The sequence below is a fragment of the Nocardia uniformis NBRC 13702 genome, from assembly GCF_001613345.1.
Classification (GTDB): domain Bacteria; phylum Actinomycetota; class Actinomycetes; order Mycobacteriales; family Mycobacteriaceae; genus Nocardia; species Nocardia uniformis.
In genome coordinates this window covers 67,181-84,116 of sequence record NZ_BDCE01000066.1, presented here as the reverse complement: position 1 = coordinate 84,116, position 16,936 = coordinate 67,181, and the positions used below count along the sequence as shown (strand labels likewise).

At 65.2% G+C, this 16,936-nt stretch carries 15 protein-coding genes; 4 read left to right on the top strand and 11 right to left on the bottom strand.

Features of this window, described 5'->3' with window-relative positions; genetic code table 11:
* Position 1: 1 nt before the first annotated feature.
* From NU1_RS24645 to NU1_RS24625, 5 genes are all read right to left on the bottom strand, one after another.
* The gene (locus NU1_RS24645) at positions 2-367 is read right to left on the bottom strand and encodes a hypothetical protein (protein ID WP_067524652.1); all 366 of its coding nucleotides are present in this window, start codon (positions 365-367) and stop codon (positions 2-4) included.
* Positions 364-1,137 (bottom strand): LytR/AlgR family response regulator transcription factor, encoded by a 774-nt coding sequence (locus NU1_RS24640; RefSeq protein ID WP_245720291.1) that lies wholly within the window; start codon positions 1,135-1,137, stop codon positions 364-366. The genes NU1_RS24645 and NU1_RS24640 overlap by 4 nt, the downstream gene beginning before the upstream one ends.
* A 103-nt stretch (positions 1,138-1,240) precedes the next feature.
* Positions 1,241-2,428, bottom strand: coding sequence for a sensor histidine kinase (locus tag NU1_RS24635; protein ID WP_067524648.1), 1,188 nt, complete (start codon positions 2,426-2,428; stop codon positions 1,241-1,243).
* A gap of 152 nt (positions 2,429-2,580) precedes the next feature.
* Positions 2,581-5,886 carry a DUF4132 domain-containing protein gene (locus NU1_RS24630; RefSeq protein WP_157552974.1) on the bottom strand — a complete coding sequence of 1,102 codons (3,306 nt, stop codon included), beginning with the start codon at positions 5,884-5,886 and terminating at the stop codon, positions 2,581-2,583.
* A 143-nt stretch (positions 5,887-6,029) separates the two neighbouring features.
* The gene (locus NU1_RS24625; RefSeq protein ID WP_067524643.1) at positions 6,030-6,236 is read right to left on the bottom strand and encodes a hypothetical protein; all 207 of its coding nucleotides are present in this window, start codon (positions 6,234-6,236) and stop codon (positions 6,030-6,032) included.
* A 652-nt stretch (positions 6,237-6,888) separates the two neighbouring features.
* Between NU1_RS24625 and NU1_RS24615 the strand changes: the two genes are divergently transcribed.
* Positions 6,889-7,920, top strand: a complete 1,032-nt coding sequence (locus tag NU1_RS24615) for a helix-turn-helix domain-containing protein (RefSeq protein ID WP_307644750.1) — start codon at positions 6,889-6,891, stop codon at positions 7,918-7,920.
* Positions 7,917-8,120, top strand: a complete 204-nt coding sequence (locus NU1_RS24610) for a DUF397 domain-containing protein (protein WP_067524636.1) — start codon at positions 7,917-7,919, stop codon at positions 8,118-8,120. Before NU1_RS24615 ends, NU1_RS24610 begins: the two co-directional genes overlap by 4 nt.
* 224 nt (positions 8,121-8,344) lie before the next feature.
* On the opposite strand, the gene NU1_RS24605 is transcribed toward NU1_RS24610, so the two are convergent.
* Complete coding sequence (locus NU1_RS24605; protein WP_067524634.1) at positions 8,345-9,328, bottom strand: aldo/keto reductase; 984 nt, start codon at positions 9,326-9,328, stop codon at positions 8,345-8,347.
* Positions 9,329-9,402: 74 nt separating this feature from the next.
* On the opposite strand from NU1_RS24605, the gene NU1_RS41735 reads away from it, so the two are divergent.
* Positions 9,403-9,588: a hypothetical protein gene (locus NU1_RS41735; RefSeq protein ID WP_157552971.1), complete on the top strand. Its 186-nt coding sequence runs from the start codon at positions 9,403-9,405 to the stop codon at positions 9,586-9,588.
* Between the two features lie 205 nt (positions 9,589-9,793).
* Here NU1_RS41735 and NU1_RS24595 read toward each other — a convergent pair whose 3' ends face one another.
* Both NU1_RS24595 and NU1_RS24590 read right to left on the bottom strand, forming a co-directional pair.
* Positions 9,794-10,135: a DUF6247 family protein gene (locus tag NU1_RS24595; RefSeq protein ID WP_067524629.1), complete on the bottom strand. Its 342-nt coding sequence runs from the start codon at positions 10,133-10,135 to the stop codon at positions 9,794-9,796.
* An 85-nt stretch (positions 10,136-10,220) separates the two neighbouring features.
* Entirely contained in the window at positions 10,221-10,883 is a 663-nt protein-coding gene (locus tag NU1_RS24590; protein WP_067524627.1) for a TetR/AcrR family transcriptional regulator, read from the bottom strand.
* 107 nt (positions 10,884-10,990) lie between these two features.
* On the opposite strand from NU1_RS24590, the gene NU1_RS24585 reads away from it, so the two are divergent.
* Positions 10,991-11,773, top strand: a complete 783-nt coding sequence (locus NU1_RS24585; RefSeq protein WP_084521768.1) for a hypothetical protein — start codon at positions 10,991-10,993, stop codon at positions 11,771-11,773.
* A 72-nt stretch (positions 11,774-11,845) separates the two neighbouring features.
* Here the strand turns inward: NU1_RS24585 and speD are convergent, their stop codons facing one another.
* From speD to NU1_RS24570, 3 genes are all read right to left on the bottom strand, one after another.
* Positions 11,846-13,063, bottom strand: a complete 1,218-nt coding sequence (speD, locus tag NU1_RS24580) for an adenosylmethionine decarboxylase (protein WP_067524622.1) — start codon at positions 13,061-13,063, stop codon at positions 11,846-11,848.
* An 8-nt stretch (positions 13,064-13,071) separates the two neighbouring features.
* Positions 13,072-14,187 (bottom strand): type III PLP-dependent enzyme, encoded by a 1,116-nt coding sequence (locus NU1_RS24575; protein WP_157552968.1) that lies wholly within the window; start codon positions 14,185-14,187, stop codon positions 13,072-13,074.
* 171 nt (positions 14,188-14,358) lie between these two features.
* Positions 14,359-16,869, bottom strand: coding sequence for a DEAD/DEAH box helicase (locus tag NU1_RS24570; protein ID WP_067524746.1), 2,511 nt, complete (start codon positions 16,867-16,869; stop codon positions 14,359-14,361).
* Between the last annotated feature and the right edge of the window lie 67 nt (positions 16,870-16,936).

The window sequence follows — 16,936 nt, the reverse complement described above, 5'->3', positions numbered from 1 at the left end:
CTCAGTCCTCGGCCAATTCGGTGAAGTCGTGGTCATTGCGATCGGCCAGCCGCAGGTACACCCGACCCGCGGCGTACAGGAACGGTGTCGACGCGACGGCGAGCAGCAGCCAGGGGAGACGAATACCGAATACCACCATCTCCCCGGGCGCACCCAGTGCGAACAGCATTGGCAGCGCGCCCAGGACCGCGACCACCACGAGCCCGACCCGGACCGCGAGCCCGAATTGCGCCCGGATCAGTCCGCCGATCATGGCCGCACCGATCTCGGTCTGCTCGGCCACCTCCACCCGGGTCCGCACCATGCGCGCACCACGCCGCTCGGCCAGCACCACGCGCTGCCGGATCGGACGCTGCGGGCCGGTCATCGCGCGGTCCTGCTGCGAGGTCCGATCAGGCGCTGTTTGAGATCGCGCACCTGGCGGCGGCTGACCGGCAGTTCGACGGCGGCCGAGGCGCCTTCGGCGCGCAGACACACCACGGTGCCGGTGCCGACCGTGCGCAGGCCGGTCACCATACGCAGGGCGATCAGGTAGGAACGGTGAATGCGCACGAAACCCGCGTCCCGCCAGCGTGATTCGAGCTCCGACAGCGGAATACGGATCAGGTGCGAGCCGGTAGCGGTGTGCAGGCGGGCGTAATCTCCATCGGCCTCCACCCAGCTGACCGTGGACCGTTCCACCAGTCGGGTGACACCACCCAGTTCCACCGGCAGTACCTCATCGGGATCCACCGTGGCCGCTCGTTCGGCGCGGGCGGCGGCAATCCGGCGGACGGCCTCCCCGAGGCGGGCCTCGCGCAGTGGTTTGAGCAGGTAGTCGGTGGCGCCGATATCGAAGGCGGCGACGGCGCGATCATCGTGCGCGGTCACGAAGACCACCGCGGGCGGATTGGCGAAGGCGGTCAGGATGCCCGCCAGTTCGATACCGTCGAGCCCCGGCATATTGATATCCAGGAAGACCGCGTCCACCGGATGGGCGCGCAGCAGCCGCAAAGCGGTGGTGGCGTCATCGGCACGGTGGATCTCACCCACATCCGGCTGGGCACGTAGCAGATAGACCAGCTCGTCCAGTGCTGGCTGCTCATCGTCCACGGCGAGCACGCGTAGCGCGCCGGGCCCACTGTCGCTGGTCGTCACAATCGGGTCATGCTATGCCACCACCGGGGCAGGCGGGCGTAGCTCGCAAATCCGACACAACGCGGCCATGGTCGGGGACGCGGAGGTAGGTCGATCGTCCACATCAGACCTGGATGCCCGCGCGAAATTTGGGCACCCGCATGCTGACCTTGGTGCCCGCGCCCCGCGCTGTCTCCACGACCAGGCCGTAATCATTGCCGAAGGCGGCACGCAGGCGGTCGTCGACATTGGCCAGGCCGACATGCGCGGATTCGGGACCGGTGGTGCGGCGGCCGGTTTCGACGGCGTCGAGTGCCCCCGAGCGCAGCAGCTCCGCATCCATGCCTACACCGTCGTCCTCGACGCTGATCACACAGTCGGTGCCCTCGTCGATGGCGATAATGCTGACCGTGCCGCCGCCCGGTCGCGGGGCGAGGCCGTGCCGGACCGCGTTCTCGACCAGGGGTTGCAGCGCGAGGAAGGGCAGCACCACGCTCAGCACCTCGGGCGCGATCTGGAGGCGAACCTGCAGCGCGTCGCCGAACCGGGCGCGTTCGAGCGCGAGATAGCGGTCGATATTGGTCAATTCGTCGGCCAGCACCGTGAACTCACCGGCGGTGCGGAAGGAATAGCGGGTGAAGTCGGCGAATTCGAGGATGAGTTCGCGGGCTCGGCTGGGATCGGTGCGGACGAACGACGCGATCGTATTGAGGGCGTTGTAGATGAAATGCGGGCTGATCTGAGCGCGCAGTGCCCGCACCTCGGCGCGATCGAGGCGCGCCCGGGAGGCGTCCAGCTCCGCCAATTCGAGCTGGCCGACCACATAGCGCGCCACCTCGGCGAGCGCGCCGAGCATGCCCGGCTCCGGCTGACCGATCACCACAATGCCCAGTACCCCGACGGCGCCGGTGTCGATCAGCAGCGGTTGGGCGATGAGAATGCGACGCGAATTCGCCCCGGTGTCGGTATCCAACACTCGCCGCTCACCGTCGACCGCGCGCTGTGCGGCCGCGGTCAAACGGTCGGCCAGATCGCCGTGTGCTCCGTCCCAGGCGAGGAGTTCGCCCTCGGGATCGGTGATTCCGAGGGCCTCCGCGCCGGTGAGAATGCGCAGGTGCGGTGCGGCTTCCTCGGCCGATTCCTCGGTGAGTCCACCGCGCAGCGGTATCGCCGCCAGTGAGGCGGTGTGCAGCGTCGTATGTACGGCGCGTTCGGCCGGAGTCGTGACCGTGCGCCGCGTGCGTGGCCACGCCAATACCGCCCCGGCGATCAGCGCTCCGGCAATGATCACCGCCACCGCTGTCGCCGTCACCGGTCCTGCCTCGGCTCACCCATGGGGCCGATTATTGCCGCCGGCCGTGCGATCGCAGCGCGTGACATCACGATGTCGCCCCTCGACCCGGCACCCATCGTCCGGAATGACGGGGGATAGAAAGCACGCCGGGAGGACTGGGATAGCGCTGCTCAGTTTGCCGCCGAATTCAGCCAGGCGATATCGCGCAGGATCTCCGAGGCGGTGACCTCGTCCAGATCCGCGAATGTGATGCTGCCGCTGGTCGATCGGGTCTGGCGGAGGTAGACGCCGAAGCTTTGCGGATTGGACGCGCTGAGGTTGTAGGCCGCCAGGCCGGGATCGGCCGAGATAACGAGGTAGCGCCCGTGCGGGAGCGGTTTCTCGAAGGTGTAGATGTGTCCGCCGTCGTCGGTCTCCGGGGGGAGCCAGCCGCGTGCGGCGAGGCTCAGGAAGCGCGGGCCGTCGGCTTTGTCGCCGGCATGGACGATCTTGGAGGCGTGCAGGAGTTCATCCGGGACGGTGTAGACCTCCCGGCCCATCTGCGGGAAGGGTTGCAGCAATTCGTAATCGGCGAATATCTCACCCCACCCGGTGACCTCGTTCGGGAACTGGATGGGGTGGGCGACGCCGAGCACAGTGTCATCGGGGAGGGACACGGTGTCGTCGGTACTGTCGGCGAAGGTGCGGTCCTCGGCGATACGTACAGTGCCCGTGAGGGTTTCGCCATCGTAGACACCCCACACCAGGCGTCGGGTCACATGCCAGCGCAAGGGATGCGCGATGAACAGCGTGCGCAACTCGTCGACGGTGAAGCGGCGCTGCGTGACCATGGCCCGCTCCAGCCGCTTGATCTGGTCGGCGGCCACCGCGCGGGCGTCCTTCTTCAGCCTTCGGAATACCTTGTGCGCGGCCTCGGCTCGCTCGGCGTCATCGCGCACGCCAGGTTTGGGCAGTGCCTTCAGCCGATCGCCGTCGGTGGTCGCGATGGTCGGGCGTAATTGTTCGTCGAAGCCGACCACGAACCGACGCGGTCCGAAATCCAGGAGCGTGGTGCCGTCGGCGCGCAATCCGAGATCGGGGACGAGACGGTCCGCCAATTGATCGGCGGTGAGCCCCAAGCGATCAGCGACCGCCTCGATGCGTTCCTTCGCGCCGACCCGCACCCGCGTCGTCCGCACTTTCTCGCTGATGAACTTCAACGCCAGCAGTGCGGCATCGGAACCGATGGCGACGAAGGCGTCGAGGGCGGTCACCGAGCGGGCATCGGAGCGGTTGGCGCGCACATGCTCCAGTAGGGATTCCACCGTGGTGTCGTCACCGAATGAGCCCAGTGCCTCATAGACCCAGCTGTGCCGGGTGGGCGCGCCCGCACGTTGCCACTGCGCGAACAGCTCCCACGACAGATCGGCCAGTGAGGCCGGATCGCAGTCGCGACGCACCTGCGCCACACCGGCATACGGTTCGCCGGGAACGGCGAGCATGAGCATGATGAGCAGGTTCTCGACGCCGGTGGCCGAAAGAGGTTCGCCGTCGGTGGCGCGCACCTGGGGGAGTGCGGCCACATTCACCCAGTCCGGGACCGACGGCATGCGGGTGGGCAGCAGCACAAGTGGATCGGCATCCACTACGGCAGTCATCGCGGTGGCCGCTGCGGGGCCGTATTCCTGTGCGGCGGAGCGGATATCGTCGCCATACCCCAGGCCGTCGAGCAGCCGTAGCACGCGGGTCGCGAGGCGACGGTCCTTCGCCGTCGGCCCGACGGCACGTGGAATCAGCACCTGCGCCACGAACCGAGCATGCCGACGCAGATAGCGCAGGGCTCCCGGTCGCAGAGTGCGCCGATCCAGCCGTGCCGCTGCCAGATCAACCAGTTCGACACCCGCGTAGGGCAGGACGACATCCTCCATATCCCGGGGTTGTTCACGCGCCGCGTCCACCATCATCGGGTAGGCGGCGGTTTCGAATACGGCGATGGCGGCCCGCACCTCGGGGCACTGGTCGTCGACCCACAGCAGTCGCGCGGTCGGCAAGAGCGGCAGTGCTCGCTCCGGGCCCGCCACCACGAGCGCACCCAGCGCGTATGTGGTGAGTTCCGTGTTCGTGCTGCGGGCGAGGGCGTCGCCGTGGCCCTCGTAAGCCTCGGCGCGCACGAGCCCGCGCCATTCCTCCCGCTCCCCGGGCAGCCAGGCACAGTGCGGCTCGGTGGGCGGAACGAGACCGGCCACTGTCGGGAGCTTGGTGCGTTTGCGGTTCTCCCACGGTGGATTTCGCAGAATGCCGGGTGAGGCTCCCGCACCACTGCTCTGGGTCGTTACCCGGCTCAGTTCGTCGGCGACGAAGGTCGCGGTCGTGGTCGGCAGGTCGGCCAGCTGTTCACGGGCGAGATCGGCATTGCCGTGTACGTGTTCGCGCAATATGGCGGAGTGGTCGGCCGGATTCAGCAGTCGCAGTGCTCGGCTCGGAAAACGTTGGGCGGCTTGGCGTAACGCGGTCGAAGCGGGCGGGTGATTCGACCGGGTGGCGAGCGCGGCGAACGCCGTATCGGTGGGTATCACGGCGAGCGCTTCCGCGATCGGAATGCGCAGTGCCTGTGTGATATCCCAGTGGTCGAACCAGCCGGTGAGTACCTCTACGACTTCGAACCCGACGCCGTCGACCACGGTTATAGCCATGGCGGCCGTATCGATGGCCACGCCATTGCCGTCCTGCCAATGGGCTGCGAACAGCGTATTCAACAGTCGCAACTGGTCCACCGTGCCCGCTGCGTCGACCAATAGCCGAGCCTGTGTGCGATCCCCGCCCGCCACCGCCTCCGAGATATCCGTGGCCACCCAATCCCGTTGCGACGGAAGCAGACACGAAGCGACGACGCGGGCATGCCGGGAAACTCCGCGGTACCGCTCGAACAGTGCGATCACCGGCGGCAGTTCATCATCCGAACACGCCGCGAGCCTATTGCGCAGCACACCGAGAACGGCCCGCATCGAGTCGTACTCACCGCGCGAATGCCAGTACTCCGGTGCCACCCACAGCGGTTCGGTCACCGCCCGCAACAACACCTCGGCGGCAAAGGCGAGACCGCGCATGACAGTCCAATGATCAAGCAGCGCAGCCACATCCGCCAGCGACCGCCGCCGCTCCCCGGCGGTGAGGAAGTACGGCATCTCGGTGCGCGTAGTCAACAGCGCCGCGGCCATATCGACCGGCAACTCGGCCACCGCCCCCGGCTCCCCGGACAACACCCGCCCCACCCGCGGTTCCCGCTCATTGAGCCGCTCAACCGCCACCCCGTAATGCTGCGCACACGCCTGCGCCTGCTCCGCCACCACCTCGACATCGATCACCATCGACGGCGGTGTCAACAGCCCATCCCGCCGATACAGCAGCTTTCGACGCTGCTTGGCCGTCGGCTCGAAGAGCGATTCGACGTCCACCCCGTCCTCCCCGGCCGTGCGACGCTGTTCGGCTACCGTCATCGATTCCCTCATGTCGTACTTGATGATTCGTGACCGACTGTAGTCATCCGTACCGACAGGGCCGGTGAACGGCCATTTCACGACAGCGGAGGGGAATTCAGATCGCGCGGCGGCGGGAGGAATTCGAGGTCGCTGACGGCCTGCTACGCCCGATGTCGAGGTGCAATCTGTACGGGGGTGTAAAGCTTGACCGGGAGACCTGCCAGCGCGGCGACAATCAGCCCGCTCATCACGCCACCGCCCACAAGTGGCTGTAGCAGACCGCCCACAAGAACGATCAGCGCCACCATGCCCCAGCACAGCATGAGCTCGCGGCGACGGTATCGGACCGAATGCTTGGCTTTGCTCATTATCGAACCTCTCGCTATCGAGTGGGTGAGATCGGGAAGTCGAAAAGCAGCCTGTATCGGTGCATTTCATGAAATAGCGTCGGGGTGACCAGGGCTGGCGAGCCGCGTTTCGCACAGCGGGAGGTACGGGTTCCGGCGAGTGAATACAACCTGCTCGGAATGTTCGGCGGCCCGCATCGAACTGATTCGATACCGCTGCTCTCCCCACAGCACGATCTCGCTATCGGTAATTTCCTTGATCCTGGCCCGATTGAGCACAATTCCCCGAGTCTGCGAAAGCTCGACAACCTTGCCACCGGGTTTGGCCCAGGACGGAAGATTATTTGCGGGTGGCATAGCCCACCATCCCGCTCCAGCAGCATCCGGAGATCCATCCGGATGGAACCGGAGGAGGGGTCGGTCCGGGTCCTCTCTCGCGGGCAGCCAGCACCGCTTTGGCCTGGACCTTTCTCGGGCACACCGCAATCGGGCACGAGTGATGGGCATCCAAGTCGTGTCTGGCACGCTCCACCGTCATCTCCACCGTCGGGAGTTCTGAGTGGTCGAGCTGCGCGGCAACGGTGCTCATGAGCATCTCCCGGTCTGCTTCTTGGGGTTTGGAGTTTCCGATGGCTAGTCCGCTCTCCAATGTTGCGGGACCTCCGGCTTATGAATGCAGAACGAGTACACTCGAATTCACGCTCGGTTGGAATCACCAGACCACCCATTCCCCAATAGTTTTGCCAGCCTTCCATTGCGGGTGCCCCCGTCCTGGAGGCTTCCAGAATCCACGTCATCCGATAGTGAGGCTAACGAGATGGTGACCGGATCAACGCTCGCGCGGCGGGCACTTGGACGCGAGTTGCACAATCTCCGAGAAGCGGCCGGGTTGAATCAGACTGCGGCGGGACGGATTATCGGGGTTTCCCCACAGACAATCGGTCGAATGGAGGACGGGCTACCGACCAAAGTGTCTGACCTCTACATCAATGCCTTGTGCGACGGATACAAAGCGACTGACGGCAAACGGGTTGTATTGCTGGACTTGGCTCGTGAGGTGCGTGATGCCCAACGATCGGGCGGCGGTTGGTGGCGTGCCTACGCCGACGAGATGCGGGCGGGATTCGACCATTATCTCGGTCTGGAGGAAGCTGCCCGAAGGCTGACGGCGTGGAAAGTCGCCATTGTTCCTGGTCTGCTTCAGACGCCTGGGTATCGGCGCGCCATCGAATGGACCCAACACCCCAACATGCCACCAGAGCAGGTTGATAAGCGTGTCGAGGTGGCCATCCGAAGGCAAGCCCGCTTGGAGGACATTGATTTTCGAGTGGACGTCATCCTCTGGGAGGCGGTGCTTCGTGATCAGGTGGGCGGAACTGCCGTAATGGTCGAGCAACTCCGGCGGCTTGCGGATGTGGGGAAGCTTCCCAACGTCTCGATCCGAGCGATCCCGTTCAACGCCTCAGCGCACCTCGGTCCCACTGTCGGCTCGTTCGTACTGCTGTCATTCCCCAAACTCCCCGCAACCGGATTGATCGAGCCCCCTATTGTTTTCGTGGAGGAATATGCCGGTGACCTGTACCTCGAACGAGAGGCTGAGGTAGAGCGTTACAAGGATGCGTTTGCCGAGATCAGCCGTGTAGCGTTGGATTCGGAAGAGACCAGGCAACTTGTGCTGGCGATAGCGAAGGAGTACGGCGAGTGAGCATCGACCTGTCCGAGGCTAAGTGGTTCAAGTCGAGTCGCAGCACTGCGGGAGGGGAGTGCGTGGAAGCTGCTCACCTTGCGACGGGCATGGTCGGCGTGCGGGACTCGAAGAACCCCGATGGCCCGGCGCTGGTTTTCGGTGGCGCGGTGTGGGACTCGTTCGTCGGGGATATCCAGGCCGGAAAGTTGGACCGCTAGAGCCGACCAACCCCGTGGAGCGTTATCGGGAGGGAATGTGGCCCGGTCCGACAGCCGCCGAGGCGAGCGACGCCGTTTCGGCACCGCGATGGCGACCAGCGGACCGCCAGAGTGAACTCGACGACCGTGGATGTCGCTCCGCTACCGTCGGATACGCGGCCGTCGGCGTGGATTTCGGTACCGGCTCGGATACTCGGAGCTCGCGCACCCGAGCCGGTCGTGACCTACTTCCCGGCTACCCGGGCAAGCCCCTCCGGGTAGCGAGCTCCCGCAATGGCATCGGTGGGGGCGGCGGCCTCGATGCGCGCGAGATCGGCTGCTGTCAAGGTGATGTCGAGTGAACCGACATTCTGCTCCAGATAGGTGCGGCGCTTGGTCCCCGGAATCGGTACCACATCATCGCCGCGACTCTGCACCCAGGCCAACGCGAGTTGCCCTGCGGTGACACCCTTTTCGTCGGCCAGCTCACGCAGGGCGGCGACAATGGCCAGATTGCTGTCGATATTGCCGTCGGCGAAGCGGGGGAGTCGGCGACGCATATCGTCGGCGGGCAGATCGGTGGTGGCGGTGATCGCACCGGTCAGGAATCCACGACCCAGCGGCGAGAAGGGCACGATGCCGATCCCCAATTCCCGGCAGGTGGGCGCGATTTCGGCCTCGATATCGCGAGTCCACAGCGACCACTCACTCTGCAGCGCCGTCACCGGATGTACGGCGTGCGCGCGTCGAATCGTGTCCGCCGACGCCTCGGAGATACCGAGGTAGCGAACCTTCCCCGCCGCCACCAACTCCGAGAGCGCACCCCAGGTCTCCTCGACCGGGACGTTCGGATCCACGCGATGCTGGTAGTAGAGATCGATGTGATCGACCCCGAGCCGTTCCAGGGACGCATCGCAGGACTGCTTCACATAGGTGGCGTCACCACGCGCACCCATCGACCCGTCCGCACCCCAGACAATGCCGAACTTGGTGGCCAGCACCACCTCATCGCGCCGCCCGGCGATAGCCCGCCCGATCAGCCGCTCATTGGTCTCCGGCCCATACACATTCGCCGTATCCAGCAGCGTGATACCCGAATCCAATGCCCGCTGAACGGTGGCGATCGACTCATCATCATTGTCGCGCACCCCATAGGCCGAACTCATCCCCATGCAGCCCAGCCCCTGCGCACCAACAGTCAGTTCGCCGAGTTTCCTGGTCGCGATCATGCGGGAGTCCTCCTTGGTGAATACCGGAATTCGATGGTGAGCGAGGCTCACGATGCTCGACGCTACGACCTGGAGTGCGCTCCAAGTCAAGCCCGCGGCAGCGACTGGCCGAGGATGCCCGCTTCGGTCAACTTGTCCAAGGCTCGATCGGAAATCACACCGCTGGTACCGACGATCTGCAATTGCCGGTCGGCAAGATGAAGTCAGCCGAACCACTGGAGGCGAAGGATATGGACTTCCCGTCGGCCGTCGTCGATTAGGTAGATCACTTGCCCGGATCCATGCGGCCAGGTGAACACCCAACAGCGGACCGCGCCGTCTGGGTTGTTGGGATGCTGAGGCTTCCCGTTCCACGGCGCGACTTCGAGGGTGGCGATGAGTTCGGTATAGGAGTCGAGAGAGTCCGTGGGCAAGGCTGCGAGCTGCGGGTACGTCTCCTCGTCGTGGACGATGCGGTACAAAGCGTCAGCTCGTCTGCTGTCGTCGCTGCGCAATCAGTTCCCGAACATCCTCGATAGAGCGGCCGGCGGGGTTGCCGCCACGCGCTTCGATCTCGGCGGCCTTGGCCAGGACCCGGAAATAGATGCCGGGGTCCTGTGCCTCATCGGCGGCGATGAATCGCCATTTGGTGACGAGATCGTTTACCTCGGTGAGGGATCTGGATTCCTTGGCGACGTCCATGACGTAGGCCCATTCGCTGTCGAATACGGCGCGGAGGGTGGGGGTGAGAGACGCGCGTAGAGCTGCCGGTTCCGTGGGGGGCGCCGCTGGACCAGTGGGGTTGGGGTGTTGAGCGGGGGCAGCCATGGAATTCACGATAACCGGTGGCGGTGACAATGTCGCCGGTCTAGCGGCGCCGTGACGGGATGACCGGTGCAAGACTGAGCGGTGCTCAGGTCGTCAGCCCGAGAGATGCCGAAAGCGCTTCCAACTCTTCGTGGTACAGCATCGCGGGATTGGAGATCTGGGGTCGCAGTACGCCGTCGATCTCCAGGGTCACCAGCCCGTGCATTCGGCCCCAAATGCGTAGTGCGAGTGCGAGAGTTGTGGGTTGCAGATCCGGGAATCGTTCACGTGCGATGGCGGTGAACTCCATGTTCATATCGGACCAGTCGTAGCTGTGACCCCCTTCGGCTGGACGGGCGGTGGCCGCTAAACCGACCAAGCCGAGACAGAGGTCGTAGTCGCCGGTGGCGTCGGCGTGCTGGGCGGCGGCGCTGAAGATCAGTCGAAATTCGTTCGGATGAGTCAGTGCCCACTCGCGGTACGCCGTCCCGTGCGCGAGCAGCTCCCCGTGGGCATCGGCGGCGGTGGCGCGGGCATCGGCCAGGCCGCGCGCCAGGTCGGCGCGCAGGTCGACGGCGACGGCTGCCAGCAGGGCCTCGCGGGTCTCGAAGTAGTTGTACGCCGAGCCGGAGGCCATGCCCAGGTCGCGGGCGATGGCCCGCAGGGAGACGGCGTCGACGCCGTCGGCGATCAGGTGTCGCAGTGCGGTGGCCTTGATCTCGGCGATGGTTTCGATTCGACGGCGGTCGCGGCGGGTGGCGGGCGGCATGGCGTGATCATACAGTGCCCATATTATGAGCATCGATTGAAAAATGAGCAGTGCTCATATAACATCGGGAGGGTCATTGGCTTGTTCGAAAGAGTTGAGAGGTCATCGTGGATATTCGTGGGTACGAGCTCGGTCCGATCGCGGCGGACGCCGCATTCACCTCCGACTTCGCCGTCGCCCCTGAGGTGTCGATGAGCGATCTGGTCGATAAGCAGGAGATCGAGCGCCGAGTCATGGACGACCGGACGGGAATGCTCATGAAGTACATGCCGACTCGGTACGACGCGGTCACCGGGGAGGTGCTCACCGGTGGTCGGTACTTGTTCGATACGTGGGCGAATGTGGAAGAGTACCGGCGTTTTACGGCCGAGGAGTTGGAGTTCGAGCCCGGTGTGAAGTTCTGGAGTCGGCCGTTCTTCCTGGGGGTTGATCGGCATATCTGGCGGGTCGCGGGCGCGCACAACTTCACCCCGCTCGCCGAGCACGCCGTGGACCGGTTCGAGCGCTTCACCTTCGAGGGCGGGAATCCGCGTGCGATGCTCGAGGAGGTGTGGCCCGCGGTGCGTGACTCCGCGCGGGCCGAGGGACTGGGCGCGGCGTGGCTGCTCTATCAACCGGAGGAGAGGCAGATCGCCATCCACACCGTCGCGAGCCGGATCGCCGATGATGATCCGGTCGACTCCGCCGAAGCGTCGATACGAGCGATCGCCACGATGCCGTCATTGGGCAACCTGCTGCCCGCGCAGTTGCGGGCGCGCAAGGTCTTCGACCGCAGCGCGATGATCATCTCGATGTGGCTGCCGAAATCACGGGTGGCGGGCGGGATTCCGACCGCCAACCCGATGACCCCGCCACTTCCGGCCTGGACCGTCGAACCTCAGCTGGTCTGAACACCCCGGAAATGTGAGGCGCCCCGCACGACGTGGAGATTCGTGCGGGACGCTTCGCGAAATCTGTTGCGGTTAACCGACGTTCGCGCCGACGCGCAGGGCGTGCGGTTCGATCGCGCCGCGGATGATGGCGCGCTCGTCGATGGTCTCGGCCCGGTACGGCAGGGTCGAGAGGGTGGTGGTCATCTTCGCGACCGGATCCTCGATCGCCTTCGGGGTACCGAAGATGAAGGTCCACTCGTGCTCGTCGCTGACGTAGGGCACGACGGTCTCGAAGAGATTGTGGAAGCGGGTCCACGAACGCTTGAGAGTTTCGTTGCGCCACATGGTCTGACAACCGGCCTGTGCCGCGAGGACGCCACCGTCGGCGAGAATCGCCTTGCAGCGGTTGAGGAAATCATCCTCGTACAGGCGGTTGTGCTGCGCGTCCTCGACCCGCTCGTCGGGCAGGTCGATACAGATCATGTCGTAGCGCACGCCGGTCGCTTCCGCATTGGCCAGGAAGTCCCAGCCGTCGGCGTAGTGCATCTTGATCGGGCCGGTCTGCGCGACCGCCTCGGCCAGATCGGCCGAGGTGTAGCCGTAGGGGAGGTGCTGCGCGCACAGCTCCACCTCGAGCTGGTCGATATCGACGTGATCGACGAGCGTCGCGCCCGCCGCCGCCGACATCTGCGAGGCGACGCCCTCACCGGAACCGATAATGAGCACCTTGTCCAGCTTCTCGGCCAGCGCATAACCCGGGACCAGCATGGCCTCGTGGTAGGTGAGCTGGGAGAACTCGGTGGACTGGCGGTCCTCATCGGAGAACAGGCTGATGCCCTGTTCGGTCTTCGCGATGACCATGTGTTGGTACGGGGTGTTCGTATCGACGATCACCTCCGACATATCCCACACCCGGGTCAGGCCCTCGCCCACCGGCTCATGGATCCGGCGCGACGTGTGGCCGCGCTGGATGACCTCCATATTCACCGATCCGGGCGACAGCTCCCGCTGCAATAGTTCGACGGCCTGGGTGGCGCCGGCACCGATACTGCCGCAAGTGAATACGTCGACGAAGATATCGCCGGATTCGGGATAGGTGTGGATGGAGGCATGCGACTCCGCCAGCAGCGCCAGAATGGTGACGCCCTGCGGCTCGAACTGCTTGTGCACCACATCGCAAATGGTCACCCCCGCGGCGACCAACGATTTTCGGAGCGCAGCTTCGAGTCGTTCGAGGTCGTCACACAGCTGTGGGTCGACACCACCGAACTCGGCCAGCACGTGCCAGCCGGTGAATTCTGCCGTCATGGGCAAACTCACTCTCGCTCAGCGCCGATGACATGAACAGTCAAAGGCGGAAAACCGTTGAAGGACACTGACGAATAGCTCGCCGTATAGGCGCCGGTATCGAGGATCCGAACGGGATCACCGGCTCGCAACGTGGTCGGAAGGAGGACACGCGTGCGTTGATACAGTACATCGTCGCCATCGCAGGTTGGTCCGGCGACCACCGCTTCAGCCATCGGATCACCGTCCCGATCGGTTCGCAGGCGGTAGGCGATGTACTCGTTCTCGGTCTCGGCCATACCGTTGTAGCGGCCGATATCGAGGTATACCCAGCGCCGACCATCCGGCGCGACACGAACATTCACCACTTCGGCGTGGATCACGCCGGTATTGCCCACCAGGGCGCGACCGGGTTCCACCACCAGATCGGTGTGTTCGGGGAGATGTTGCGCCGCGGCCGCGGCAATCACGGAACCGAGTTCGGACAACCCCGGAGCCGGATCGACATACGAAATCGGGAGTCCGCCACCGATATTCACCGATGACACCGGAATATCCTTGACCGCAAGGGCTTCCGCGATGGCTGCGGCCTGCTCGATCCCGATACGCCACGCGCTCGGATCGAGCTGCTGCGAACCCACATGGAAGTACGGGCCCACCACGGTCAGACCCAGATCGCGGGCGCGCACCAGCAGGTGCACGGCCTCACCCGGCGCGCAGCCGAATTTGGTGCCGAACGGCGTCTGCGACTGCGGCGCCGACGCCAGGAATCGGCACTCCACCTCCGAACCCGGGGCGTACTCGGCGATGCGAGCCAGATCGTCCTCGGTATCGAAGGCGTACCGGCGTACCCCGGCCGCGTAGGCGGCGGCGATATGCGCGGACTTCTTGATCGGATTCCCGTAGCACATGACGGCCGGGTCGACGCCCTGCGCCAGCGCCAGCTCGATCTCGCCGATACTGGCGACGTCGAACTCAGCGCCCTCGTCGTTCAGTAGCCGAATGATCTCCGGCACGGGACTGGCCTTGACGGCGAAGCGGATGCGCGCCGTCGGGAGGGCGGCATGCAGGGCGCGGTAGTTCGCGCGCACCTTGTCCAGATCAATGACGAGACAAGGCGACTCGGGCGTGTTTGAATCTGTCAATCTAAGGGAACTCTCCGTGGTCCGAGGCTGCGAGGCGCATTTGGGCAACAGTGCGCGAGAATAGCAGCGGTCTGCCTCGAGAAACGAACTGGCGGCGGATCGACTACGTCACCTTAACGCCGGATTCGGATATCGAACCCGGCGCGGCACCTTACGAGAGTGTGACGCCGATCAGCCCGCGGCCACCGTGACCTCGTCGAACACCACTTCACCTGCGGCATCGGACTCCGCCAGATCCACAATGGCGTCGAGTGACCAGCCGTGGTCACCGGCCGGATCGTCGAGAACCTGACGGACATGCCAGAAGCCAGGGCGTTGCTCGATCTGGAAGAGCTTCGGCCCGCGCGCGTTGGGACCGGTGCCGATCTCGGTGTATTCGGCGTAGTACGGCTCGAGCTCGGCCTCCCAATCCAGGCCGTCGTCCAGCTCGTCGAGGGCATTCCAGCGGCGCAGGGCCGCCATTTCGATGCGGCGGAACATGGCATTGCGGACCAGCACCCGGAAGGAACGCTCATTGGCGGAGATGGGGCGCGGCACGTCGGCCCCGAACGCCACCTCCTCGGTATCGGCTTCCGCGCCCGGATTGGTGAGCTGCTCCCATTCGTCGAGCAGGCTGGAGTCGACTCCGCGCACGAGTTCGCCCAGCCATTCGGTGATGTCGTCGAGCTCCTCGGTGCGGGCCTGGTCGGGCACCGTCCGGCGCAGCGCGCGATAGGCGTCGGCGAGGTAGCGCAGCACCACGCCCTCGGAGCGGGCCAGCTCGTAGTTCGATACCAGTTCCGCGAAGGTGAGCGAGCGTTCGATCATCTCGCGCACCACCGATTTGGGGGAGGGCTCGAATTCCGACACCCACGGATGCCCGCCCTTATAGGTCTCGAACGCGGGGTAGATGAGTTCCTCGGCGAGCGGTTTGGGCCAGGTGACCTCCTCGAGGAGCTCCATTCGCTCCTCGTATTCGATGCCGTCGGCCTTCATCTCCGCGACCGCCGCACCGCGCGCCTTGTGCTGCTGGGCCATGAGCAGCTGGCGCGGATCCTCGAGGGTCGCCTCGAGCAGCGAGATGAGGTCGAGGGTGTAGGTGGGTGACTCCTTGTCGAGGAGTTCGAAGGTAGCCAGCGCGAACGGCGACAGCGGCTGGTCGAGGGCGAAATCGCGTTGCAGATCGACGGTGAGACGGGCGCGGCGACCGAACTCGTCGGGTTCGTCGAGCTGCTGCACCACACCCGCGCCGCGCAGTGCGCGGTAGAGCCGGATGGCACGCAGGATGTGTTTGCGCTGCGCCGGACGCGGCTCGTGGTTCTCCTCCAGCAGATGACGCATGGCGTCGAAGCAATTGCCCTTGCGCGCGATGACATTGAGCAGCATGGAGTTGGTGACAGTGAAGCGCGACATCATCGGTTCGGGGGTCGCGCCGACGAGCCGGTCGAAGGTCTCCTCGGACCAGGAGACGAAACCCTCAGGAGGCTTACGCTTCTGAACCTTCTTGAGCTTCTTCGGATCATCACCGGCCCGGGCGATGAGCCGGGCATTCTCCACCTCGTGCTCGGGGGCCTGCACCACCACGGTGCCCATGGTGTCGTAGCCCGCACGGCCCGCGCGGCCCGAAATCTGGTGGAATTCACGGGCATTGAGGCGGCGGGTGCGCACCCCGTCGTATTTGGTGAGTCCGGTCAGCAGCACGGTGCGAATCGGCACATTGATACCGACGCCGAGGGTGTCGGTGCCGCAGACCACTTTGAGCAGACCGTCCTGGGCGAGCTTTTCGACCAGGCGGCGGTACTTGGGCAGCATGCCCGCGTGATGGACGCCGATACCGTGGCGAATGAAGCGCGACAGGGTTTTTCCGAACCCGGTGGCGAAGCGGAAGTCGCCGATCCCCTCGGCGATCGCGTCCTTCTCGGCCTTGGAGGCGAAATTGACGCTCATCAGCGCCTGCGCCCGCTCGATGGCGGACGCCTGTGTGAAGTGCACGACGTAGACCGGGGCGAGGCTGGTGGTGACCAGATCCTCGAGCGTTTCGGTAATGGGCGTGCGCACATAGGAAAAGCTCAGCGGCACCGGGCGTTCCGAGCCGGACACAATGGCGGTATCGCGACCGGTGCGGCGCTTCAGATCCTCGGCGAAGAAGTCGACCTCACCGAGAGTGGCCGACATGAGCAGGAATTGGACGTCCGGCAGTTCGATGAGCGGCACCTGCCACGCCCACCCGCGATCCGGATCGGAGTAGTAGTGGAATTCGTCCATGATGACCTGACCCACCGCGGCGGCGGCGCCCTCGCGCAGTGCCAGGTTGGCCAGGATCTCCGCGGTCGCGCAAATGATCGGCGCATCCGGGTTCACCGCAGCGTCACCGGTGACCATGCCGACCTTGTCCGCGCCGAATACCTCGCACAGGGCGAAGAACTTCTCGCTGACCAGGGCTTTGATCGGCGCGGTGTAGTAGCTGCGCTGACCGCGGTTGAGCGCCGCGAAATGCGCGCCGATCGCGACCATGGACTTACCGGATCCGGTGGGGGTGGCCAGAATCACATTCGCGCCGGTGAACAGTTCGAGCAGCGCCTCTTCCTGCGCCGGGTACAGCGTCAGGCCCTGATCGAGAGTCCATTCGGCGAAGGTTTCGTACAGCCAATCCGGGTCCACATCGGGTACGGCCTGGTCGGGGACGAGTTCGGATAGCTGCACGGCCACCACGTTACTGGGAGCGTCTCCTACCGCTGTGCCCACGGCGGCCTTCGTGGGTCGGGACCCG